The organism is Salegentibacter sp. BDJ18, assembly GCF_017579965.1.
In the GTDB taxonomy this organism is placed as follows: Bacteria; Bacteroidota; Bacteroidia; order Flavobacteriales; family Flavobacteriaceae; genus Salegentibacter.
This window is the reverse complement of sequence record NZ_JAFLQX010000005.1, coordinates 20,276-43,096: the sequence shown is the minus strand read 5'-3', so window position 1 is coordinate 43,096 and position 22,821 is coordinate 20,276. Positions and strand designations below refer to the sequence as shown.

Below are 22,821 nucleotides of genomic sequence, written 5' to 3'. Positions count from 1 at the left end.
TAATCAGATTTTTAAGGCGCAGGATTAGGGTAAGTTTCGTGAACTTTATTGATCTCTTCTAAAACTTCTTCTGAAAGCTTTACCTCTATACTACCAATATTTTCTTCTAATTGTTTAATGGAAGTTGCGCCAATAATATTACTGGTCACAAACGGACGCGTATTTACAAAAGCAAGGGACATTTGCGCGAAATTCAAATTATACTTTTTAGCAATTTCTGCATAAGCTTTGGTGGCTTTTACGGCCTGCTCATTTGAATATCTTTTATACTGTGGAAACAAACCTAATCTTGAATTTTCCTGAATTCCGTCTAAATGTTTTCCGCTTAAAGTTCCCATTCCTAATGGGGAATAAGGAAATAAACCCACATTTTCACGATGAAGAATTTCAGTTAAGCCAATTTCATCTTTTCTATTCAATAAATTATACGGGTTTTGTACCGTGATCATTTTTGGAAGATCGTGCTTTCTGCTTTCTTCCAGAAAACGGGAAAGTCCGTAAGGCGTTTCATTAGACAAACCAACCTGCCTTATTTTTCCTTCTTTTACAAACTCATTTAAAGTTTGAAGAACTTCCTGGAAATTTTCTTCCCATTTTTCATTTTCATCATGCTCATAACCTAATTTCCCAAAGAAATTGGTATTTCTTTCCGGCCAGTGAAGTTGATAAAGATCTATATAATCTGTTTGTAATCTTTTTAAACTTTTGTGTAAAGCATCCGTTACAGCTTCCTTAGAAAAACCAAGATTATCCCGAATATGCTCCATAGAATTTCCGGGACCAACCACTTTAGAAGTCAGGATTACATCTTCCCTCTTTCCCGATTTTTTAAACCAGGAACCAATAATTTTTTCGGTACTACCCTGGGTTTCGGCTTTTCCGGGTATAGAATACATCTCGGCCGTGTCAAGGAAATTTACGCCTTTTTCAAGGGCAAATTCAATTTGCTCGTGGCCTTCGGCTTCTGTATTCTGTTCGCCCCAGGTCATTGTTCCCAGGCAAATTTTACTAACTTTTATATCGGTGTTAGGGAGTGTGGTATATTTCATTTATTGTATTTCTGAATCGTTCTTATTCTTCATTCAGCAATTTAGTAACCTCATCTAATTTTGGTGTTAAAATCACCTCAATTCTTCGGTTTTTTGCTTTTCCTTCAGCAGTTTCATTTGTTGCAATTGGTTCATATTCCCCACGCCCGGCCGCGGTTAAATTCTGCGGATCTATATTATTATTTTCTTTCAAAATTTGAACTATTGAAGTCGCTCTTTTGGTTGAAAGATCCCAGTTATCATTTAAAGGTCCACTTCCGCCATAAGGTACATTATCGGTATGTCCTTCAATTAAAACTGCTATATCGGGATTTTCTGCTAAAACCTGACCTAATTGTTGCACGGCCTGTCTTCCTTCAGCATTTACAGCCCAACTTCCAGAGCTAAATAATAATTTATTCTCCATAGAAACATACACCTTCCCGTCGCGCTGCTCTACAGTTAAACCTTTACCTTCAAAATTGGTTAAAGCTTTTGAAATTGCATCTTTTAATGCATTCATTTTAGCATCTTTGGCCGCAATTAATTCTTCCAGTTCGTTTACCCTTCTGGAACGTGCATCAAGATCACGTTGTAATTTATCTAACCTTGTTTGCTCCTTTACCAACGCCTGTTCTTTTTCTTCTAATTCCGCTAGAAGTTGACGGTTTTGCCGCGAATTTTCCGCAATCGCTGCGGAGCTGTTTTCTTCCAAGGCATCGTAAGAATTTTTAAGAGTTGCATAGTTTTTTTTAGAGCTTTCCAACTCATCTTTTAGTCGATCCCTTTCAGCAGTAGCTGCAGCATAATCCTTTTTTAATGCTGAATATTCTTCATCCAAATTTCGATATTTATCGAGTTCAGATTGTGTATTTCGGTTTTCGCGTTTTAAATCGGCGTGCCTACCTTCGAGTTCTTCATATTTTTTTGAAGACACACAGGAGGTCATAATAAGAACTGCTGAAACTGCTAAAACAAGTATTTTTTTCATTTTTATAATTTTAAGTTCAAATATCTTCTAATTTACCGTCATTGCGAGCCCAATAATTATCGGTAGAAGCAATCTGCAACTTGGTAGAGATTATTTCACTTCGTTCGTAATGACGTTCTTTCTAAAAATCTGATTCTAATTCCACCAAAACAGGACAGTGATCGCTGTGTTTGGCTTCGGGTAATATAACGGCTCTTTTTAGTTTTTCTTGTAATGGCTCTGCCACTAAATTATAATCTATACGCCAGCCTTTGTTGTTGGCGCGGGCATTTGCACGGTAGCTCCACCACGAATAATTATCACCTTCTTCATTAAAATGCCTAAAGGAATCTATAAAGCCACTTTTCATAAAATTATCTATCCACTCGCGCTCTACAGGCAAGAAACCTGATACATTTTTTAAGCGCACAGGATCGTGAATATCTATAGCCTGGTGGCAAATATTATAATCTCCGCAAATTATTAAATTGGGGAAATCCTGTTTTAACTCATTTACATAGTGCTGAAAATCGTCCATAAACTGGAGTTTATGCTCCAAACGGGCAATATTTGTTCCCGAGGGTAAATACAAACTTAAAATTGAAAAATCTTCAAAATCGGCACGAATGGTTCTCCCTTCAAAGTCCATATAATCTATACCGGTGCCATATTCAATATGCAGCGGTTTATGCTTACTTAAAATTGCCACGCCGCTGTAACCCTTTTTTTGAGCGGGATACCAGTAATGATAAGGATAGCCGGCTTCTTTAAAATCGTCGAGATCTAATTGCTCAGGATTTGCTTTTATCTCCTGTAAACAAACCACATCTGGATTTGCCTGTTGCACCCAATCTAAAAAGCCTTTTCTAACGGCAGCTCTAATTCCGTTTACGTTATAGGAAATAATCTTCATTTAAGTCAATTTTCCTCAAAAATAAGGCTAAATGCAAGATTTACAAGCTGGATTGTGGAAATTCCAGTAGCTTTTTGGCCTGTTGAAGATGTCGCTCTTCGTGAGCAAGAATAATTTTAAAAGCAGCATCAAGTTTATAGACAATTTTAGGATTTGCAGGAGAAGAAATTACTGCGTTTTGCTCCAGTAAGTCTTCAGAATCTAAGATTTTCTCTTTTAATTTCTCCTGGTGTTCTACAAATCTTTTTAGAATATCTCCTGAAGCTTTATTTTCAGAAGGTTTCCAAATTGAAAAGGTTTTAGTTTTTTTAGAAGTATCAGGTTGTACCGATTTTAAAATTACTTTTCCGAAGAAATTTACTAAAAAACCCAATTTTGCCGTAAATGGTTTTTTATGATTTTTATTTCTAAGCCTATCAATCACGGGGAAATAAGACTCATTTATTAATATTAAATGCTCTAAATTTTGGGCAATACTCCAGGTCTCGGCATCTGGTTTCTTGTGAATTTGGCTTTCACTGAGCTCTCCAAATGTCTTTTTAAACTTATGGGTAAGTTCATCAAGCCTGTGTGTAAATTCTTGAGTATACACCTTTAAAATTATGATTTAAGTCTATTCTACTATAAAGCGTTTTACTTTTCCTACTTCGCGCGTTCCCATTCTTACTAAATAAACCCCTCGTGCTGCGTAAGACATATCAAGCTCATAAACATAGCCTGTACCGTTATTTTCTACCTGATTTTCTAACATTTTTTGTCCTAAAATATTATGAACCGTAATTCTTAGGGTTTCTTCATAATCGGTTTCCATAATTACTCTAAACTGTTTATTTTCTTCTGAAACCACCACCAATTCGGCTTCGTTAAGAATAAAATCTTCAATATCTAAAGTAGAATCGGTAATATTTACTGAATAATCGTGGGTAGTTCCATAATCCATTACTTCGCACGGATTATTAAGATCACCGTCAAAACTGGTATCCCCGGCTCTTATTCGCAGAAGATGTTGTCCTAAAGATGCATCAGCGGGAATACTAAAATTGTAAGAGTACCAAGTATTAGCATTAGGAATAACTTCAGAAGAGATTACGCGTTCATCATCATCAAAAACGGCATCGTCATTAAAATCTATCCACATTGAGAATTGTTCCTTATCCTCTTCAGCAAAGTGAGATTGGACTGAAACGGTAAATTCGCCCTGGGAACGGTCTAAAGTAGCCGAAAGTCCAATAAAATCGGCATAACCATTTCCGCAGGGAATACGTTCGTTGAGGACATCTTCTAATTCAAAAAACGAAATTCCGTCGCCAAAACTACAATCAGAGCCTTCAGGAATACAATCTAAATTAGCTACAGATCTTACACTTGTGTCGTTATTGGCATCAAAATCGTTTTCCAGCCGTGTGCCGGCGGTAATTCTATAGCTTCCGGAAGGTGAAATATCTGCAGTTTGATTAAAAGTATAAACTTCAAGACCTCCAACTTCCAGCGTGCCATTAAAAACTTCTTTTACCGGTGTGTTATTACCAACCTGGTAAAAAACCGGAATATCCTGTTGTGGTTCGCCTCCAAAATTTTCTATACTCACGGTTATTTCTTCTGAATTTCCTAAACTTTCACCGGTTTGCGGAGCATCAATTGAAGTTACTCCAACATCGTTTGGCGGCAAATGCCTAACTGAAGCAGTTAATGTATCATTTTCTCTATTTTCATCTCCTTCTAAATTAGTGCTGAAAAGAAATTCGTAGGTTTCTCCAACTTGAGAAAGATTGGCAGTTTCAGAAAAAGTGAATTCTGCAGAACTTGTTGCTGCAATACTTTCTTCAAAAGTTTCAGTCACTTCAGCACCACCATTTATGCTATAACTAACTTCAAAATTAGATTGCGCATTTCGGCCATAATTCCTGATTTTAATAGTTATTTCTTCGTTTGTACCTAAACTTGCATCTTGAGGAGTAACCAAAGAAACTACACCAAGATCATTATCAAAATCTGGTGCTATCTTAAAAACGCCTACGTGATTTTTCCTTTCCTGGCCTACAAAATACTCACCGTTGTGCCAAAAAGTGAGTCCATCTGCTGCATCTACACTTAAATGCGCATAATCTCCATATCGGGAATTGGGATTTGGACTTTGGCCTTCAATAATATTTTGTTCTTCAATAGTCATAATTCCCGGTTCATCATTTAGATATCTCCCGGTATATCGAAGCGAGGGAAAAACCGGATTTTGCGGATTATCATTTAAAACGGTGTAACCAAGAGCGATATTTCCTTCGGCATCAAGGCCAATACTCCCGCTAAACCGGTCGCTATTATCTGGGGCATAGGTCCCTTCCTGGTAAACGCGCCAGGGTCCACCCGCGGTTTGCTGCCGCAATTCATACCAACGTATCCCGGCATGTTCTGCCGCACTGGGGTCTACATCTACCACGAAATTCATCACCACTGCATTATAATTCTGAAAACGTCTATAAGTGGTCATATACATCATTGTGGCCTGTAAAACATCAATTTCTGGAGTATCTTCCCCGGGTTGCGAAAGGTTTGAAAAAGAGCCTCCATCAAAAGTGGCTATAAATGGCGAAATACCTTCTGCTGCTCCCAATTCCTGAGATTCTGAAATTGTTGAAGCCGAAGGATTATTCCAATCTACATTTATGAGCCATAGTTTTAAATGATCTTCATTCACTCCTGCCCAGGAATCGTCCTGAAGAAAGATAATTGGCGAATTTCCCCGTGGGGGTAATTCTTCTCCAATTCCTGAAAATCCGGCCGGACTGTAAAATCCGTTAGTTCTAATCCCGGGTAATGGAAATGACATAATTTGGGCAGTTTCTCCGTTCAGCATTTTATCTCTTTCTAATGCATATACCACCTGGCTCGTAGCTGCTGTTCTGGTATTTTTATTAGTGGTGATATAATAACCGTCGCCCCAAACTGAAATCTTGGGATAATCTGGTAAAACCCCGTTTGTGGTAAATCTATAAGTGTACCAACCATCATTCATAGGGTCTGATCCTTGTGAAACCGCGATTAAAAAACTTTCTGGGGTATCGCTAAACTGTGAAATTATAAACCTATCAGCAAATTCGTCATATAAAATAATAGGGTCTCCAAGGGTTTCATTGGTAAACTCGCCACCAATACTGGCAAGAGAAGCAGGCTCCATAATCCTATTCCCCGATTTATCAAAAATAGAAAAAGCCGAATTCCAACCGTTTACATAATGGTTTGGTCCAGCTGCCCCGGTAGGATCTGTAGGAGTGGCCTGTGTAGAAGCAGCTTCAAACGTAAAGTTGGGAGCCTTTACGGGGATTTCCCCCATTTTTTGCTGAATCGCTTCATCTTTGGTTTTTGGTAAACCTTTTCCCGGAACAATTTTGTTAATTCCACGATTTCTCGGGTTATAGATTTTGAATTCTTTTCCCGGCGGAATTAATTTCCTTTTAGACATTGCAGAAGAAGTTACTGCTTTGGCAGAATCTATATAAACGGGGCCCGAGGTTTCTCTATCCTGCCCGAGAAATATAGTGTGAAAACCAAAAATTAAAACTAAAAGGAATAAAATTTTCTTCATTGTGATGAGACTTCTTCTTTTACTTTCTAAAAATAATGATTCTATGCGTATCTAAAACAAAAGGAGCGATTAAGTTGATTAATCGCTCCTTTTAATAATTTTAAAAAACACTTTTAAGTTATTTCTTCATCCAGGCCTTAAAATCTACTTCCTGTTGAATAAGTGTTTTAAGCTCTGTAATATCTACTCGTTTTTGCTCCATGGTGTCACGGTAACGCACGGTCACTTTTTTATCTTCAAGTGAATCGTGATCTACAGTTATACACAATGGTGTTCCCGCTGCATCCTGCCTGCGATATCTACGACCAATCGCATCTTTTTCGTCATACTGAACTCTAAAATCCCATTTTAATTCTTCAATAATTTCGTGAGCAAGCTCTGGCAAGCCATCTTTTTTAACTAATGGCAGTACCGCCGCCTTGGTTGGTGCTAATACAGCAGGTAGTTTTAAAACCGTTCTTGTTGTCCCGCCTTCCAGTTCTTCTTCTTTTAATGAAGCTGAAAAAACCGCTAAGAACATTCTGTCTAAACCAATTGAAGTTTCAATTACATAAGGCACGTAATTTTCTTTTAATTCAGGATCGTAGAAACGTAATTTCTTCCCTGAATGTTCTTCATGTGCTTTCAAATCGAAATCTGTTCTGGAATGAATTCCTTCCAATTCTTTAAATCCGAATGGGAAATTAAATTCTATATCGGTAGCAGCATTAGCATAATGCGCCATTTTTTCGTGATCGTGAAAACGGTAATTTTCTTCGCCCAAACCTAAAGAAGCGTGCCAATTCTGGCGGGTTTCTTTCCAGTGCTCAAACCATTTTAATTCTTCGCCGGGACGCACAAAAAATTGCATCTCCATTTGTTCAAATTCCCGCTGGCGAAAGATAAACTGTCTCGCAACAATTTCATTTCTAAAAGCTTTTCCTATCTGTGCAATTCCAAAAGGAATTTTCATCCGACCGGTTTTTTGCACGTTAGAAAAATTCACGAAAATTCCCTGAGCAGTTTCAGGACGCAAATATAAGTCTGTAGCAGAATCGGCTGAAGCACCCAGTTTGGTTCCAAACATCAGATTGAACTGCTTAACATCTGTCCAGTTTTTAGAACCCGTTTCGGGGCAGGCAATTTCCAACTCTTCAATTAGCGCTTTAACATCGGCCAAATTTTCATCGGTAAGTGATTTGGCAAGGCGCTCAAGAATTTCTTTCTCCTCTTTTTTATAACGAATAACCCTTGGGTTGGTACTTACAAATTCTTCTTCATCAAACTTATCTCCAAAACGTTTCCTTGCTTTGGCAATTTCCTTCTGCGCTTTTTGATTGATCTTTTCAGCATAATCCTCAACCAACACATCGGCGCGATAACGCTTTTTAGAATCTTTGTTATCAATTAAAGGATCATTAAACGCATCTACGTGGCCAGAAGCCTTCCAGGTGGTTGGGTGCATTAAGATTGCCGCATCTAAACCTACGATGTTCTGGTGCAGTTGCACCATACTTTTCCACCAGTAATCTTTGATGTTTTTCTTTAATTCGGCCCCATTTTGCCCGTAATCATAAACAGCACTAAGTCCGTCGTATATTTCGCTCGATGCAAAAATATACCCATACTCTTTAGCATGGGATATTACATTTTTAAAAAAATCTTCTTGTTTTGCCATAGCACAAAAATAAAAAAACCGCCCTGATAAACAGCAGGGCGGCCTTTGAATTTTAAGTTTTAATTATCTTAGGTTAAAAGATGCTGTTCCCAGTAAAATTGCATCGGCATATACGTAAACTTTATAAGTACCTTCCAGCAATCTATTTTCGTTGGTATTAGCTAACAAACACACATCTAACTCGTTGTTTTCGTAATAAACTTTAGAAGCCGCGCTATATACCATAGGCCCGCCTTCGTGTTCTACCACAATTTCATCACCTACCAATTCATTTTCAGGATTATAAACCTGCACATACATATTCCTTTCTCCCGGCCCGGCAAGATCATTAGCCGTTATAGTAAAGCAAGTTCTAATTTGGTCTATTCTTCGGGTTCTGTCGTTTTCTACCAGTTTACCGCTATTTCTTACAATAACTCCTTCCCCACGTAAATTGGTAACTTTAAGCTGCGCTGCCCGATCTACTTTATTAGAAAGATCCTGGTTGGTAGTTTGTAAAGAATCTGAAACCCTGGTTCTTTCCTGTAGAATTACGTTAGTACTGTCTAAAGTTTGAGACATCATTTGGTTTTGGCGGTTTAGACTATCTACCACTCTAAATAAACGATCTTTCTCAGATTTTAAATTACTAATTTCCCTGCGATAGCGAGAAATTAAAACCAGGTTAGCTTCATTATCTTCTACTGAATCCAGCAAACGCTCTATTCTATTCCTGGCATCTACCAGGTTTTGATCCATCACCTGATTTTCATCTATGGCCTCATCGTATTTTTTAATTAAATCATTAAGCTCGTCTTCTATTACCTCTTTCTCTTTGGTAAGAATTGCTTTATTCTCTTTCTCTTCGTTATAGAATTTAATTGTATAGATACCTAAGGCCAGTAAGGCCACAGCTAACACTCCGGTTAAAATCTTAAGCGCGGTGTTGTTTTTCTTTTCGGTCATCATATTAATAAATTTTGTTTGTAAATTTAGGAGTTTAATAAGGTAAACAGCAAGGACTTAACAAATGTTTCACGATTTAGCAAACCTATTCTATCCTGCAATATGTAACTGCTGTGACAGCCCCTTGTTAAAGACAGAAAAAGTAATTTGTACTTCCTGTTTACATAAACTCCCAACCACTAATTATCACCTTGATAACGAAAACCTTAGCAAAAAAGTATTTTCTGCCCGTTTACCTCTGGAAAATGCAACTTCCCTACTTTATTTTAAAAAGAAAGGAATGGTGCAAAATCTTATCCATAATCTTAAGTATAAAAAGCAGGAAGAGGTGGGAGTTTTCCTGGGAGCCTGGCTGGGAGAAGAACTGGCATTACATCCCGCGTTTAAGAAAATTGATTGTGTAATCCCAGTTCCACTTCATCGTATAAGATTAAAACAAAGGGGATATAACCAGGTTACCGGCTTTGGACAGGAACTCGCAAAAAAATTAGACGCCGAATTTATTGAAAACGTCCTGGTAAAAAAATCTGGTTCACGCACCCAAACCTTTAAAAAACGTCTTGGCCGGTGGGGCAGTATTGATGCTACTTTTATGGTAGAAAATCCAGAAATAGTAGAGAACAAACATATCCTGTTGGTAGACGATTTGGTGACTACGGGAGCTACGTTGGAAGCTTGCGGCAATAAGTTACTGGAAATTAAAAACACTAAATTAAGTATCGCGACTATGGCAATTACCGATTGATACTCCCGTTAAAACCTAAAATAATTGTTTCTTTGCTTTAGATTTCATTTTTAAATTATGCTGAAAAGAATTCCGGGAATTTTACTTGTGCTTGCTCTACTTTTGCTTTGTGTGCAATGCGCTAAAAAAGGAATGCCAGAAGGTGGCCCTGAAGACGAAGAACCGCCAAAATTTATTAGGGCAAACCCAGAAAATTACAATACTAATTTCTCTGCAGAAGAAATCAGGATTTTCTTCAACGAATATGTGAAGTTAGAAGATGCACGCCAACAAATAGTAATTTCGCCTCCAATAGAACCACGGCCCACAATTATTCCAATGGGTACGGCACGTAAAGATGTACGCATCCAAAATATGGATTCTCTTCAGGAAAATACTACTTACACCATAAATTTTGGAAAAAGTATTGTAGATAATAACGAGGGCAACCCATTACCATATTTTAAATATGTTTTCTCCACCGGTGACTACCTGGATTCTTTAAAAATTTCTGGAACTATAAAAGACGCTAATTTGAAAGCTCCAAACGAATTTATTTCTATTTTTTTATATGAAGTAGATTCAACTTTTTCAGATTCCCTGGTCTACAAACAAACTCCAAGATATATAACTTACACGTTAGATAGTAGCGTAAATTTTGAACTGGAAAATCTTAAGGAAGGCACCTACCAGATTCTTGCAGTAGAAGACAAAAACGATAATTATAATTTTAATCCTAAGAACGAAAAAGTAGGGTTTATTGAAGATTATATCACACTACCTACAGATTCTACTTACCAAATCACCATCTTTAAAGAAGAACTGGAATTTGAACCAAAAAGACCAAAACTTCTAAAAGGAAATCAAATTTTATTTGGTTACGAAGGAAAAAAAGGAGTAGATAGTGTAGAAATTAATTTATTAACCCCAGAACCTGAAGGTTTTAAATCCAGGATTGTAAAAGATAGAAAAACCGATACACTTTATTATTGGTATAATATTCGTCCCGAATACGACAGCCTTTCTTTTGAAGTGGTTAGCCCTACCCGCCGTGACACCCTATTTACAAAAATAGCAGAAGCCGACCGTGATTCCCTAAATATTACCACAGAACCTTCTGGCGGAATAGGGTTTGGCCAGGATTTTAAGCTGAAAGCCAACACTCCAATTACAAATTTTAACCGTGAGCTTATTAGTATTCGGGATGGAGATTCAGTAATTGTTCCTTTTAATGCTGAAATGCGCAGGTTGGAAAATGAAATTGTAATTTCTTTTGAAAAAGAAGAAAGCACAGATTATCGCGTAACTGCTTTACCCGGTGCCATTACTGATCTTTTTGAGGAAACCAACGACACCCTTCAACAAAGTTTAAATACCAAATCTTATGCAGATTATGGCAGTATTATTCTAAGGCTTCAGAATGTTAATAGATTTCCGTTGCTGGTTCAGCTCACTAACGAAAAAGGAGAAGTACAGGCAGAAAAATATTCTAATGGCGATACCAATTTACATTTTCAGTATTTAAAGCCAGGTAAATACCTTATTCGGGTTATTTTTGATGATAATGATAACCGAAAATGGGATACCGGGAATTACTTAAAAAGAATTCAACCAGAAGAAATTCAATATTATCGGGATACTATAGATGTTAGGTCTAATTGGGATATGCCAGAGACTTTTACTTTAGACTAAATTCATCACGATCCTGAAGAAATTTAAAATGACTTCGAGTTTCTTCCAATTGCTTTTTGTCCAATGCAATTTCCTGTACAAAAGGTTCTTCCCTATCCAACTCGGTTATGTTTTGGCCTAAACCGTCATAGACTGCGGTATGGCCGTTGTATTCAGCGGCATTTCCATCTTTTCCGGTTCGGTTTACGCCAATGCAGTAACTCATATTTTCTATAGCGCGGGCTTTTAAAAGTACATCCCAGGCAAAAACCCGTTTCTTTGGCCAATTGGCAACATAGATTAACAGATCATAATCTTCGGTATTCCTAGAAAAAACAGGGAATCTCAAATCATAGCATACCAGCGGACAAATTTTCCAGCCCTTATATTCCACCACCAATCTTTCTTTTCCAGCGGTATAGGTTTTATGTTCGTTGGCCAAAGTAAAAGTGTGGCGCTTATCATAGATTTTATAAGTTCCGTCAGGAAACACAAAGAAAAGTCTGTTGTAATAATTATCATTTTCGGTAATGATCAGGCTTCCGGTTACCGCTGCATCTTTCAGTTTTGCAATTTCGCGCATCCACTGTAAACTTAAACCATCGGTCTGTTCAGCCAGCCTTTCAGCATTCATGCTAAAACCTGTAGTGAACATTTCGGGCAGGATAATTAGATCTACATCTTCAGAAAGTGCTTTGATCTCTTTAGAAAAAAGACTTCTATTTTCCTGCGGATCTTCCCACTTTAAATTTGCCTGAATTAGTGCGGTGTTTAATTTCTGTGCCATATTCAAAATTACCAAATTTTAAATATCTGCTGCTAAATCCTTGTTAAACAATTGTAGAAAACTCACATAATGGATAGTTTTAATCTGTAAAATAGCTAATTATGAAAGTACAAGCCTTACTAAATAAAGATTCATATTCTAAAGCTACCGGCCGCGGGCTTCTTGCAGGAGTACTTGGCGGGCTTGCCGGTACAGCGGTAAAAAGCCTGGTTGAACATTTTCTACCGGTTAGAAAAATAGAGCAACGTTCTGCCCAAATTAAAATTGTAGACGATCTTTCTACAAAAATCACCGGTTCTCCAATAAGTGTTGATAATGAAGAATTAGCCGAACAATTAGTGAATTTCCCAATTGGCGCCAGTGTTGGTGCGGCTTACGGTTTCGGCAAAAAAGACAATGAAAAATTAAATATTACAGATGGGATAATCTTAGGCGGTTCTACCTGGATCTCTACTCACGAGACTTCGCTGCCCATGATGGGACTGGAGCCAAAACCTACAGATGTTCCTATGAGAATGCAATTTAACGAACTATTCGCCCACGTTCTTTTTGGAATTACTACCGAAGTGGTTCGCAGTACAGTTTTGCAAAGATTAAACGAGAGAGACTAATTTTCAAGGCTTTTCAGCATTCTTTTAATCCTATCTTCCAGTTTTTCTGAAGATAATTTTTCTCTTAATCGGTCAGTAATGATTGGAAAAGAAAACGGCGTTGGTTTTTCGCAGTTTTTCCAAATGATCTTTTGATGCTGAATGCGCTCTAAAGCCATTCTTAATCGACCTTCTTCCAACTGATGCTCAAAAGTTTCCCTGAAGGATTGCAAATACAATAAATTATCATCTTCATAATCTTTAAAAACGCTGAACAACAATTGCGAGCTACTTTGCAAATGCTTGCTTTTTATAAGTTTATTCGGGTAACCGGTAAAAACCATCCCGGCAATTACTGCAATATCCCTGAATTTTCGCCTGGCCATTTCTGTAGCGTTTAAACTTTTATAAAGATCATCCATTAAATATGCTGCTGAAAAAAGATCGTTATCCAACACTTGCTGCATATGAATTTCCTGGTCTGAGAGCAATTCAAACCCATAGTCGTTAAAGGCTATACTAAACGAAATTGGAGAAAGCAAGCTGATGCGATACGCCAGTAGACTTCCCAAAGCTTCGTGCACAAATCGACCTTCAAAAGGATAAAAAATCGCGTGATAACCTTCACGGGTTTTAAAAGTTTCAATTAAAAACTCATCCTGCTTAGGGATAATCGATTCCTTTTGTTGTCGTTCCAGAATTGGTTGTAAAGCTTTTAATTCTTCTGATTTTTCCGAAGAACCTGCAGCAGTCGAAGCAGAAGCGGCATACATTTCTTCCCGAAGCAGTTCACTCATCTGCGCGGAAAAAGCCATTCTCCCGCCCATCCAACTCGGTACTTTAGACGTTTTTTTCTTCGATTTCCTAACTAAAACCTGCATACTTTTAATGCGCACTAATTCCAGGTTTCTTCCAGCAAAAGTGAATACATCACCGGGTGTAAGTTTGGAAATAAACCATTCCTCAATCGTACCAATATAACCACCTTTTAGGTATTTTACATTTAAAACTGCATCGCTCACAATCGTTCCAATTTGCAGGCGGTGACGCATCGCAATGCCCCGGTTATTTACTTTAAAAAGTCCGTCTTCTTCAATTTCAATTTTCTTGTATTCATCATAAGCCTGCAAACTCTGGCTTCCTTTAGTTACAAAATTCAATAGCCAAAGCCACTCGTCTTCAGTAATGCCCTGGAAACAAAAAGTAGATTTAATTTCGGGCCAGATTTCCTTCGGAAAAAATCCATTGGAAACCGCTAAAGTTGTGAGGTATTGCACGAGAACATCAAAACTTAACAAATACGGAATTCTATCTTCCACTGCAGTCTTCTGTACCGCTTTTTGTAAAGCTGAAGCTTCAATAAGTTCTATGGCGTGCGTGGGTAAAAAATGAATTACACTTTCTTTACCTGGTTGGTGGCCACTTCTTCCCGCGCGTTGTAAAAACCTGGCCACACCCTTAGGCCCACCAATTTGAATAATGGTTTCCACAGGGGCAAAATCCACTCCTAAATCAAGGCTGGAAGTGCAAACCACAGCTTTTAAAGTTTCATTTCTAATGGCCTGTTCAACCCAAAGCCTGGTTTCTTTATTAATGCTACCGTGGTGCATTGCTACTTCCCCGGCAAACTCGGGATATTTGTGCATTAATTTCTGAAACCAAAGTTCGCATTGCGAACGGGTATTGGTAAAGAGTAATGTAGTTCTGGAATTTTTTATAATCGGCACTACCTCATCAATCAAGTGTAAACCCAAATGGCCTCTCCAGGGAAACTTTTCCATTTTCTCTGGAATAATAGATTTTACGCTGATTTTCTTCTTCAAGTTCGCTCTTATCAATACCGAATTTTGGAAGGCTTCTGAATTAGGACCGAGCAAAACTTCTCGCGCCTGCTCTAAATTCCCAATCGTGGCCGAGATTCCCCAAATTCGCAAATTTTTTGAAACCGTTTTTAAACGAGACAAAGCGAGTTCCATTTGCACGCCGCGTTTGGTACCTAGCAATTCGTGCCACTCATCAACTACCACGGCACTTAGATTTTTAAATGTTTTATCGTAGTTTTTTGAGGAAAGCAATAACTGCAGACTTTCGGGAGTGGTTATCAGCAAATCGGGCATCGATTTTTTTTGCGCTGCCCGAACTTTTTGCGGGGTATCTCCCGTACGAATTCCTGCGGTTAAACCACTCCCACTTTCATCGGCAAATCGTTGCGCGGACTGTTCAATTTCTACCGAAAGCGCACGAAGTGGTGTGATCCAAATTGCTTTTAAACCTTTTTTTTGCTTCGTTTTATAATCTGGGTTTTTCTTTAAATAATCTAAAACAATAGGTACCCAAAGTGCGTAGGTTTTTCCGCTACCTGTGGGTGCGTTTAAAAGTCCATTTTTTTTCTGCAAAAAAGCCGTCCAGGTTTGTTTCTGAAAAGCAAAAGGTTTCCACCCCTGGTTAGAAAACCAGGTTTCGGCAATTTCAGTAAGTTGATTTCTATTCATGTTTTTACCCTTCCGTCTTATTCAGCTACCGCTGAATAATCCACCTTCTCTTAAAAAGGTAAGGAACTTTTGTTCTTTCTATTTACCCTTTTAGAGTTCCCCTCCTTCTCAAGGAGGGGTTCCCGATAGGGCGGGGTGGTTCACTTCTTATTAAAATTATCCTCAATCTCTTTCAACACTGAAGGCAAAAAGTCAAACACCATTCTATTTTCAAAGCGTATTACTTTAAATCCCCAATCCTCCAGTTTTTTATTCCGTTTTTCATCATTTTCTTCAGCTAAAGGATTCTTGTGTACATCTCCATCCAGTTCTATAATGAGTTGCTCTTCCGCGCAATAAAAATCGACTATAAAATTTTCTATACTATGTTGTCTTCTGAACTTTCTTCCCTTGAACTTTCTTCGTTGTAGCTGTTTCCATAAAAATGCTTCTGCTGGAGTTAGATTATTCCTTAATTCCTTTCGGAAGGGCTCTAAATACTTCCTGTTATGGCTTGGCTTTTTCATTGTTTTAGTTTTATTCTGTAACCCTTCCGTCTTATTCAGCTATCGCTGAATAATCCACCTTCCCTTTTTAAGGGAAGGAGCTTTTTTATTATTTTATTTCACCCTAATATTAATGTCCCCCTCCTTCTCAAGGAGGGGTGCCCGATAGGGTGGGGTGGTTCAATCCGGAATCAAATCCCGCAACTCACCCAGCGTATTTGCTTCGTGTATATTTTTATCGGTTCGCCAGCGTACCATTCTTGGGAATCTTGTTGCTACGCCACTTTTATGGCGTTTAGATTCTGCAATTCCTTCAAAAGCGATTTCAAAAACGTGGTGAGGCGTCACACTTCGTACAGGGCCGAAACGCTCCAGCGTGTTTTTTTTAATCCACGCATCCAGTTTTCTAAATTCGGCATCGGTTAAACCGGAATAGGCTTTGGCAAAAGTCACCAGTTCCTTTTTATCATCATCCCACAACCCGAAAGTATAATCGGTAAATAAATTGCTTCGTCTCCCGTGACCGCGCATGGCATAAGTGAGCACGGCATCCACCGTAAGCGGATCTACTTTCCACTTCCACCAGTCACCTTTTTTTCTTCCCACTAAATACGGCGAATCCAGTCTTTTTAACATCAAGCCTTCCGATTTTTCTTCCCGTGCGCGTTCGCGTTCTTCGGCAACTTCAGACCAGTTTTTAAAAGAAATTCGTTCAGATAAATGCAAGGGAATTTCTTCAGAAGAAACCTCAGCATAAAGCTTCTCCAAAATTTTTCTTCTTTCAACAAAGGGCTCGGTCCTAATATCATCTCCTTTCCATTCTAAAACATCATAAGCTTTTAAAATTACCGGTGTTTTCTCCAACAATTTTTTACTGATATTTTTTCTTCCAATCCGGGTTTGTAAATCCTTAAAAGTTCCGATTTTTCCTTTTGGATAAGGCAAAATTTCACCGTCTATTACAGTTCCATTGGGAATTTTCCCTATAAATCCTTCAAATTCAGGATATTTATCGGTTACCAGCTCTTCCCCACGGCTCCAAACAAAAAGTTCATCATTTCTTACAATCACCTGGGAGCGGATACCATCCCATTTATGCTCGGCGCTCCACTCTTCTACATCGCCCAGTTCTTCCACTTTGCCATCCAGCGCGTAAGCCAGGTAAAACGGGTATGGTTTCGACAAATAATCTTCTTCATTTTCCTCTAAAATCAGTTTTTTGAAGGTGGTTTTTTCGGGTTTCCAATTGCCCATCATCTTATAGGCAAGAATATCTTCGTCGATATCAGTTGCTTTTGAAAGTGCACGCGTCATTAATTTTTGACTTACACCTATGCGAAAACTTCCAGTGATGAGTTTGGTAAACACAAAACGCTCGTAATAATTAAGCTCCAGCCAGTTTTTATGTAAATAGTCCCTTTTCTCTGCTTCGGTTTTAGGTTTTAATTCCAGTATTTCCTGAAGGAATTGATTAAGGCTTTTTTCGGTATTTTCTTCGGCCAGCGGAATCACCAGCGCGATTGTTTCGGCCAGATCGCCTACAATATGATAAGATTCTTCAAATAGCCATAAAGGAATATTAGCTAATTCTGAAGCCCATTGGCGCATTAAAGTGGTATTTACAGGTCTTGGCGGCCTGCGATGCGATAAAATAGCGATGGTCCAAACCTTGTCTTTATCTTCGGCATTTTTAAAATAATGCGTTAAGGCCTCAACTTTTAAGGTGGTTTTGTTGGTGCTGTCCAGGGTTTTTATAAGCTCTGCAAAGTCCTTCATTTTAGTTTATTTTATTTACTTCTCGACTGCGTTCGAAGTGACAAAGCATTTAGTTTTCGATTTCTTTTTTTGATTCTTCCTCTCCCATTTCTCCTTCATATTGTGTTTCTTCGGTTCGGGCATCATAGCCTAATTCTCTCAAATAGCGCGAAAAAATATCGGTGTAGCCGTGGGTGCAAATCACTTTTTCGGCACCTGTGGCTTTTATTGATTTTAGCAAACCCTGCCAGTCGCAATGGTCAGAAAGTACAAATCCGCGGTCTATTGCGCGTCTTCGTCGTGCACCTCTAAACGTCATCCAACCACTGGCTGAAGCTGTAACATAAGGCACCATTTTCTTAATCCAGGGGCTGCCGTGGGCACTTGGAGGAGCCACCACGATATTCCCTTTAAATTCATTCTTTTTGGTATCACGGGTAACCCTCGTGGTTTCGGGCATTTTAGATAAAGGACGAATCACCTCTGTCATATTTTCTATAGCGCCATGAGTGTAAATTTTACCGATAGAAGTGTCGAGATGTTTCAGCAAACGCTGTGCTTTTCCGAGGGAATATCCAAAGATCACAGAAGTCTGTCCATTTTCTTTATTCTGTTGCCACCACTTATTAATTTCAGTAAAAACTTCCGCTTGCGGCTGCCATTTAAAAGCGGGTAAACCAAAAGTACATTCGGTGATAAATGTGTGGCATTTTACCGGTTCATAAGGCACCGCTACACCATCGTCTTCATCTTTATAATCGCCGGTAAAAACCCAAACCTCGCCTTTATGTTCTACCCTAATTTGAGAAGAACCAATAATATGCCCGGCCGGATGCAAAGAAAATTTTACGCCATTAATGCTAAAAGTTTCGTTCCATTCTTTCCCGGAAACTTCAATTTCTCCCAGGCGATGCTTAATAATAGGTACATTGCTGTGATGCGTAATGTATTTTTTGTGTCCCCAACGAGAATGATCGGCGTGGCCGTGGGAAATAATAGCTTTATCTACCGGTTTCCAGGGATCCAGGTAAACATCTGCCGCTTCGCAGTAAATTCCTTTTTTATTAAAAGCGAGTAATGGTGGTTTCATTTTTTGAGTACTTAAATTGAAATTACCGAAAATGAAAGGCTTAAAAAAGGGATTAAGAAAAGATTAGCGATTGATGAAATCCTAAACTTTTAAAAGTTTTTTGATGAATTTTATTTTAAGCTTTAAGTATATTTGCAGTACCAAAATATTAAAAATGTCATTTTCAGATTTATTTGATTCGGGGGAACATCTTCGCAACATTAACCATTTTGCATCTATTGTAAATCTGGCGAGTGTAGATGGAAAAATCAATGAAAAAGAACGTGTTCTTTTAGAGCGTTTTGCCCGTAAACTAGATATAAGCGAACAGGAATATAAAATGGTGATTAAACGCCCGGCTGAATTTCCTATTAATTCCTATAATAGTGCCGAAAAACGTTTAGAGCGATTGCACGACCTCTTTAAGATTATTTTTGCCGATAACGAAATAGATAATGAAGAAGAAACCCTTATTAAACGTTATGCTATAGGTCTTGGTTTTTCAAGTGAAAATGCAGAAAAAATTATAAAAAGGTCTATCCAGATTTTTAGCGGTCAACTAAATTTTGAAGATTACCAGTATCTACTGGATAAATAAGATTAAAATATTAAATAATGGCCTAACTGAAAATTATATCACTTTTCTACTAGGCCATTATTTCTATCCATATTTCTGCATAAATTCTTCCGCCTTATCTACCATATTTTTACTTCCGCAGAAAAAAGGTGCACGCTCGTGTAATTCTTTAGGCTGAATATCCATAATTCGTTTAAAACCATCGGTAGCCTTACCACCTGCCTGTTCTACAATAAAAGCCATAGGATTACATTCGTACAACAATCTCAATTTGCCATTGCTTGCCTTAGAACTTTTAGGATAAATAAAAATTCCGCCTTTAATCATATTTCGATGAATATCTGAAACCATAGAACCAATATACCGCGAAGTATAGGGACGGTCTTCTTTTTCCTCCTGGCAGTACTTTATGTATTTTTTTACGCCATCGGGAAAATGTACATAATTACCTTCGTTCATAGAATAAATCGTTCCGTCTTCCGGAAATTTCATGTCGGGATGTGATAAATACCAGGAGCCCAATGCGGGGTTCAAAGTAAAACCATTCACTCCGCAGCCCGTGGTATAAACCAGCATCGTAGAAGTCCCATAAATAATATAACCGGCAGCCACCTGTTTATTGCCGGGTTGTAAAAAATCTTCTTTTGTAACTGGGGTTCCGATTGGAGTCACACGACGATAAATAGAAAAAATAGTTCCAACAGATACATTTACATCAATATTGGAGCTTCCGTCTAGCGGATCCATAAGCACCACATATTTATTTCTATTATCGTTATTTTTACCTGAAATAGTTATAAAATCGTCGTTTTCTTCGGAAGCAATTCCACAGACAATTTCACGATTTATCAGGGTTTGAATAAAAGTCTCATTTGCATAAACATCTAGTTTTTGCTGATCTTCTCCCTGGATGTTGGTATCTCCATGCAAGCCTAAAATATCTACTAAGCCTGCTTTATTCACTTCGTGATTTACCACTTTAGCCGCCAGGCGTAAGGACCTAATTAAGCGGGAAAGTTCACCCGAAGAATAAGGAAATGCTTCCTGATTTTCTATTATAAATTCGCCTAAAGTCTGATTTTTCTTAACCATTATGTACTAATATCGTTAGTTGCGTCAAAATTATTCATTTTATTTAGTTACTAAAACGTTTTCGTAAAAATTATATTGAATTTTACGAAATTTTAATACAACCTATTTTCAGACTTTACTTACTAATTTTTTCAGCGGATATTTTATGAAATCCCTAATTTGAAATTTCAATCTTTACTTTTGTAACGAAAACAAATTAAAAAATGGAATTTACAATTAGAAAAGCAAGGCCAGAAGATATGTCAGCGGTTATAGAACTTATACAGGAACTGGCTGAATTCGAAAAAGAGCCCGAGGCAGTAATTATTACTGCGGAAGACCTGAAAACAGATGGTTTTGGGGAAAATCCGTCGTTTACCTGTTTTGTAGCCGAAGCTGCAGGAAAGATTGAAGGAATGGCATTATGCTATTTTAGATATTCTACCTGGAAAGGAAAAACCGTACACCTCGAGGATCTGGTAGTAAGAGAGAATATGAGAGGCAAAGGTTTAGGAAATGCCCTTTATAAACGTGTGATTCAATTTGCGAAAGAAGAAGGTGTAAAACGTACCGAATGGGTGGTTTTAGACTGGAATACCCACGCACGTGATTTTTACAGCCGTAGTGGTGCCACTGTTTTTACCCATTGGTGTACTGTGCAAATGGAAGAGCAAGCAATGGACAAATTTCTCGAGAAAACACGTTAATAATACGCTAAGCCTATATAATTAGCCCTTTTTATTAAAATCTATTCCTACTTTTGTAGAAATACCAGACTTATGGAATACGTTATACGCGAAGCTAAGCGGGAAGATATGCCCGCGGTTTTGGAACTTATTAAAGAACTTGCTTCTTACGAGGGTGCAGCAGATGAGGTTCAAATTCACGTAAGTGATTTGGAACATGAGGGTTTTGATGAAGCCAATTTTAAATGTTTTGTCGCAGATGTAAAAGGTAAAATTGAAGGGATGGCGCTGGTTTATTTTAGGTTTTCTACCTGGAAAGGCCGTACCGTTCACCTGGAAGATCTAATTGTTAGAGAAAGTATGCGGGGCACAGGTCTTGGCGGTGCTCTTTATAAAAGAGTCGTAAAATATGGCCACGAAAATAGCGTTAAAAGAGTAGAGTGGGTAGTTTCTGAAGGGAACAAAAATGCCCAGGAATTCTATGAAAATACGGGAGCAGACATCAAGAAAAACTGGTACACCGTGCATATGGATGAAACCGGAATTCAGAAAAACATCGATTAAATTTTTATGAAGGTTTTTAAGTTTGGAGGCGCATCGGTAAAAGATGCGGCAGGAGTAAAAAATGTTCAAAATGTATTAGAGAAAACCGGTAACGGCCCTAAAGTGATCGTGATTTCGGCGATGGGAAAAACCACCAATGCGCTGGAAATTGTTATTAAAGATTATCTTTTTGAAAAGCAAATTCCCGAAAGCCTACAAGCGGTTGAAGATGCACATTTTGAGATAATAAACGAACTTTTTGCGGAAATTAAATCCCCGGTTTTCAATAAAATAAATACACTTTTTACTGAACTTAGAAATTTTCTTCAGCATAATAAGTCTGAGCAGTACGACTTTGTTTACGACCAGGTAATATGCTATGGTGAGTTGGTTTCTACTACCATAGTTAGTGAATATCTCAATTCCCAAAACATAGCAAATAACTGGCTTGATGCGAGGCATCTTGTTAAAACCGATAGTGTTTACCGGGATGCCGGTGTAAATTGGGAAGATACCCACGAAGCAATTCAAACCAATCTAAATATAAGCCAGGTAAATATTACGCAGGGCTTTATTGGTTCAGATCCCAATAACTTTACCACCACGCTTGGTAGAGAAGGTAGTGATTATACCGCGGCAATTTTCGCTTATTGCTTAAATGCTGAAAATGTAACTATTTGGAAGGATGTTCCCGGAGTTTTAAATGCCGATCCTCGAGAATTTCAAAACCCGGAGTTACTTCAGCAAATTTCTTATGAAGAAGCTATTGAATTAGCATTTTATGGAGCGTCGGTAATTCACCCAAAAACTTTACAACCACTTCAACAAAAAGAAATTCCGCTTTTTGTAAAACCCTTTTTAAATCCCGAAAGCGAAGGTACCAAAGTTGGAAAAGGGCAACTTATTTTTCCTGAAATTCCTTGTTTTATCGTTAAAAAAGACCTGGTTTTAATTTCACTTTCCACACTGGATTTTTCCTTTATGGTAGAAGAAAATATCAGTGAGGTTTTCAGGCTTTTTCATCAATATCAAATGAAGGTAGATTTAATTCAAAATTCTGCGATTAGTTTTTCGGTTTGTGTAGACAATAAATTTAACCTGTTAGAAAAATTAATTCAGCATTTAAAAGCCAGGTTTAAAGTGAGTTTTGTGCCAGGAGTTTCCCTTTTTACCATTCGGCATTTTAACGATGAAGCGATTAAAAGCCTTGAAAAAGATAAAGAAATACTGCTAAAACAGCTTACCCATAACACGCTTCAAATTGTAACCCGAAACTAA

The 22,821-nt window shown here is 38.0% G+C and carries 20 protein-coding genes; 7 read left to right on the top strand and 13 right to left on the bottom strand.

Translation table 11 applies throughout. The features are described 5' to 3' along the window. Window positions 1–11: 11 nt before the first annotated feature. The 7 genes from J0871_RS05320 to J0871_RS05290 form a co-directional block, all read right to left on the bottom strand. On the bottom strand, window positions 12–1,049 hold the full coding sequence (locus J0871_RS05320; protein ID WP_208224043.1) for an NADP(H)-dependent aldo-keto reductase: 1,038 nt from the start codon (window positions 1,047–1,049) through the stop codon (window positions 12–14). A gap of 22 nt (window positions 1,050–1,071) precedes the next feature. Further along, on the bottom strand, window positions 1,072–2,019 hold the full coding sequence (locus tag J0871_RS05315) for a flagellar motor protein MotB (protein WP_208224040.1): 948 nt from the start codon (window positions 2,017–2,019) through the stop codon (window positions 1,072–1,074). Between the two features lie 121 nt (window positions 2,020–2,140). After that, window positions 2,141–2,911 (bottom strand): exodeoxyribonuclease III, encoded by a 771-nt coding sequence (locus J0871_RS05310; RefSeq protein WP_208224038.1) that lies wholly within the window; start codon window positions 2,909–2,911, stop codon window positions 2,141–2,143. Window positions 2,912–2,951: 40 nt separating this feature from the next. After that, window positions 2,952–3,503: a DinB family protein gene (locus J0871_RS05305; protein ID WP_208224036.1), complete on the bottom strand. Its 552-nt coding sequence runs from the start codon at window positions 3,501–3,503 to the stop codon at window positions 2,952–2,954. A 21-nt stretch (window positions 3,504–3,524) separates the two neighbouring features. Continuing rightward, window positions 3,525–6,491 carry a GEVED domain-containing protein gene (locus J0871_RS05300; RefSeq protein WP_208224034.1) on the bottom strand — a complete coding sequence of 989 codons (2,967 nt, stop codon included), beginning with the start codon at window positions 6,489–6,491 and terminating at the stop codon, window positions 3,525–3,527. Between the two features lie 118 nt (window positions 6,492–6,609). Beyond that, a complete protein-coding gene (locus tag J0871_RS05295; protein ID WP_208224032.1) occupies window positions 6,610–8,148 on the bottom strand; it encodes a glycine--tRNA ligase in 1,539 nt (512 codons plus the stop codon). 63 nt (window positions 8,149–8,211) lie between these two features. Beyond that, the gene (locus tag J0871_RS05290; RefSeq protein WP_208224030.1) at window positions 8,212–9,096 is read right to left on the bottom strand and encodes a hypothetical protein; all 885 of its coding nucleotides are present in this window, start codon (window positions 9,094–9,096) and stop codon (window positions 8,212–8,214) included. 61 nt (window positions 9,097–9,157) lie between these two features. Between J0871_RS05290 and J0871_RS05285 the strand changes: the two genes are divergently transcribed. Both J0871_RS05285 and J0871_RS05280 read left to right on the top strand, forming a co-directional pair. Then, the gene (locus J0871_RS05285) at window positions 9,158–9,838 is read left to right on the top strand and encodes a phosphoribosyltransferase family protein (protein WP_208224029.1); all 681 of its coding nucleotides are present in this window, start codon (window positions 9,158–9,160) and stop codon (window positions 9,836–9,838) included. A gap of 57 nt (window positions 9,839–9,895) precedes the next feature. Beyond that, window positions 9,896–11,509: an Ig-like domain-containing protein gene (locus tag J0871_RS05280; protein WP_208224027.1), complete on the top strand. Its 1,614-nt coding sequence runs from the start codon at window positions 9,896–9,898 to the stop codon at window positions 11,507–11,509. Here J0871_RS05280 and J0871_RS05275 read toward each other — a convergent pair. Beyond that, complete coding sequence (locus tag J0871_RS05275; RefSeq protein ID WP_208224025.1) at window positions 11,496–12,275, bottom strand: amidohydrolase; 780 nt, start codon at window positions 12,273–12,275, stop codon at window positions 11,496–11,498. The two genes, J0871_RS05280 and J0871_RS05275, sit on opposite strands and share 14 nt — an antisense overlap. A 101-nt stretch (window positions 12,276–12,376) precedes the next feature. Here J0871_RS05275 and J0871_RS05270 point away from each other — a divergent pair, with 101 nt between their 5' ends. After that, window positions 12,377–12,886 (top strand): DUF1440 domain-containing protein, encoded by a 510-nt coding sequence (locus tag J0871_RS05270; protein ID WP_208224022.1) that lies wholly within the window; start codon window positions 12,377–12,379, stop codon window positions 12,884–12,886. On the opposite strand, the gene J0871_RS05265 is transcribed toward J0871_RS05270, so the two are convergent. The 4 genes from J0871_RS05265 to J0871_RS05250 all read right to left on the bottom strand — a co-directional run bounded on the left by J0871_RS05265 (window position 12,883) and on the right by J0871_RS05250 (window position 18,687). Further along, the gene (locus tag J0871_RS05265; RefSeq protein ID WP_208224020.1) at window positions 12,883–15,357 is read right to left on the bottom strand and encodes a ligase-associated DNA damage response DEXH box helicase; all 2,475 of its coding nucleotides are present in this window, start codon (window positions 15,355–15,357) and stop codon (window positions 12,883–12,885) included. The two genes, J0871_RS05270 and J0871_RS05265, sit on opposite strands and share 4 nt — an antisense overlap. A gap of 140 nt (window positions 15,358–15,497) precedes the next feature. After that, window positions 15,498–15,863, bottom strand: a complete 366-nt coding sequence (locus J0871_RS05260; protein WP_208224018.1) for an endonuclease domain-containing protein — start codon at window positions 15,861–15,863, stop codon at window positions 15,498–15,500. 159 nt (window positions 15,864–16,022) lie between these two features. Further along, window positions 16,023–17,618, bottom strand: coding sequence for an ATP-dependent DNA ligase (locus tag J0871_RS05255; protein ID WP_208224016.1), 1,596 nt, complete (start codon window positions 17,616–17,618; stop codon window positions 16,023–16,025). A gap of 49 nt (window positions 17,619–17,667) precedes the next feature. Continuing rightward, window positions 17,668–18,687 (bottom strand): ligase-associated DNA damage response exonuclease, encoded by a 1,020-nt coding sequence (locus tag J0871_RS05250; protein WP_208224014.1) that lies wholly within the window; start codon window positions 18,685–18,687, stop codon window positions 17,668–17,670. A 154-nt stretch (window positions 18,688–18,841) separates the two neighbouring features. Between J0871_RS05250 and J0871_RS05245 the strand changes: the two genes are divergently transcribed. Further along, window positions 18,842–19,264, top strand: a complete 423-nt coding sequence (locus J0871_RS05245) for a hypothetical protein (RefSeq protein WP_093306129.1) — start codon at window positions 18,842–18,844, stop codon at window positions 19,262–19,264. A 63-nt stretch (window positions 19,265–19,327) separates the two neighbouring features. Here the strand turns inward: J0871_RS05245 and fbp are convergent, their stop codons facing one another. Continuing rightward, entirely contained in the window at window positions 19,328–20,335 is a 1,008-nt protein-coding gene (fbp, locus tag J0871_RS05240) for a class 1 fructose-bisphosphatase (protein WP_208224012.1), read from the bottom strand. Between the two features lie 203 nt (window positions 20,336–20,538). On the opposite strand from fbp, the gene J0871_RS05235 reads away from it, so the two are divergent. The 3 genes from J0871_RS05235 (at window position 20,539) to J0871_RS05225 (ending at window position 22,821) form a co-directional block, all read left to right on the top strand. Next, on the top strand, window positions 20,539–21,021 hold the full coding sequence (locus J0871_RS05235; protein WP_075325554.1) for a GNAT family N-acetyltransferase: 483 nt from the start codon (window positions 20,539–20,541) through the stop codon (window positions 21,019–21,021). 72 nt (window positions 21,022–21,093) lie between these two features. Beyond that, entirely contained in the window at window positions 21,094–21,564 is a 471-nt protein-coding gene (locus J0871_RS05230) for a GNAT family N-acetyltransferase (RefSeq protein WP_075325553.1), read from the top strand. 6 nt (window positions 21,565–21,570) lie between these two features. Continuing rightward, window positions 21,571–22,821: an aspartate kinase gene (locus J0871_RS05225; protein ID WP_075325552.1), complete on the top strand. Its 1,251-nt coding sequence runs from the start codon at window positions 21,571–21,573 to the stop codon at window positions 22,819–22,821.

What these genes read in the sequence shown, in the direction of transcription:
- J0871_RS05225 (WP_075325552.1), top strand. Translation starts at nt 21,571, where the DNA reads ATGAAGGTTTTTAAGTTTGGAGGCGCATCGGTAAAAGATGCGGCAGGA.
- J0871_RS05230 (WP_075325553.1), top strand. Translation starts at nt 21,094, where the DNA reads ATGGAATACGTTATACGCGAAGCTAAGCGGGAAGATATGCCCGCGGTT.
- J0871_RS05250 (WP_208224014.1), bottom strand. Translation starts at nt 18,687, where the DNA reads ATGAAACCACCATTACTCGCTTTTAATAAAAAAGGAATTTACTGCGAA.
- J0871_RS05275 (WP_208224025.1), bottom strand. Translation starts at nt 12,275, where the DNA reads ATGGCACAGAAATTAAACACCGCACTAATTCAGGCAAATTTAAAGTGG.
- fbp (WP_208224012.1), bottom strand. Translation starts at nt 20,335, where the DNA reads ATGGTTAAGAAAAATCAGACTTTAGGCGAATTTATAATAGAAAATCAG.
- J0871_RS05270 (WP_208224022.1), top strand. Translation starts at nt 12,377, where the DNA reads ATGAAAGTACAAGCCTTACTAAATAAAGATTCATATTCTAAAGCTACC.
- J0871_RS05310 (WP_208224038.1), bottom strand. Translation starts at nt 2,911, where the DNA reads ATGAAGATTATTTCCTATAACGTAAACGGAATTAGAGCTGCCGTTAGA.
- J0871_RS05300 (WP_208224034.1), bottom strand. Translation starts at nt 6,491, where the DNA reads ATGAAGAAAATTTTATTCCTTTTAGTTTTAATTTTTGGTTTTCACACT.
- J0871_RS05290 (WP_208224030.1), bottom strand. Translation starts at nt 9,096, where the DNA reads ATGATGACCGAAAAGAAAAACAACACCGCGCTTAAGATTTTAACCGGA.
- J0871_RS05295 (WP_208224032.1), bottom strand. Translation starts at nt 8,148, where the DNA reads ATGGCAAAACAAGAAGATTTTTTTAAAAATGTAATATCCCATGCTAAA.
- J0871_RS05320 (WP_208224043.1), bottom strand. Translation starts at nt 1,049, where the DNA reads ATGAAATATACCACACTCCCTAACACCGATATAAAAGTTAGTAAAATT.
- J0871_RS05315 (WP_208224040.1), bottom strand. Translation starts at nt 2,019, where the DNA reads ATGAAAAAAATACTTGTTTTAGCAGTTTCAGCAGTTCTTATTATGACC.
- J0871_RS05245 (WP_093306129.1), top strand. Translation starts at nt 18,842, where the DNA reads ATGTCATTTTCAGATTTATTTGATTCGGGGGAACATCTTCGCAACATT.
- J0871_RS05265 (WP_208224020.1), bottom strand. Translation starts at nt 15,357, where the DNA reads ATGAATAGAAATCAACTTACTGAAATTGCCGAAACCTGGTTTTCTAAC.
- J0871_RS05285 (WP_208224029.1), top strand. Translation starts at nt 9,158, where the DNA reads ATGTTTCACGATTTAGCAAACCTATTCTATCCTGCAATATGTAACTGC.
- J0871_RS05235 (WP_075325554.1), top strand. Translation starts at nt 20,539, where the DNA reads ATGGAATTTACAATTAGAAAAGCAAGGCCAGAAGATATGTCAGCGGTT.
- J0871_RS05255 (WP_208224016.1), bottom strand. Translation starts at nt 17,618, where the DNA reads ATGAAGGACTTTGCAGAGCTTATAAAAACCCTGGACAGCACCAACAAA.
- J0871_RS05280 (WP_208224027.1), top strand. Translation starts at nt 9,896, where the DNA reads ATGCTGAAAAGAATTCCGGGAATTTTACTTGTGCTTGCTCTACTTTTG.
- J0871_RS05260 (WP_208224018.1), bottom strand. Translation starts at nt 15,863, where the DNA reads ATGAAAAAGCCAAGCCATAACAGGAAGTATTTAGAGCCCTTCCGAAAG.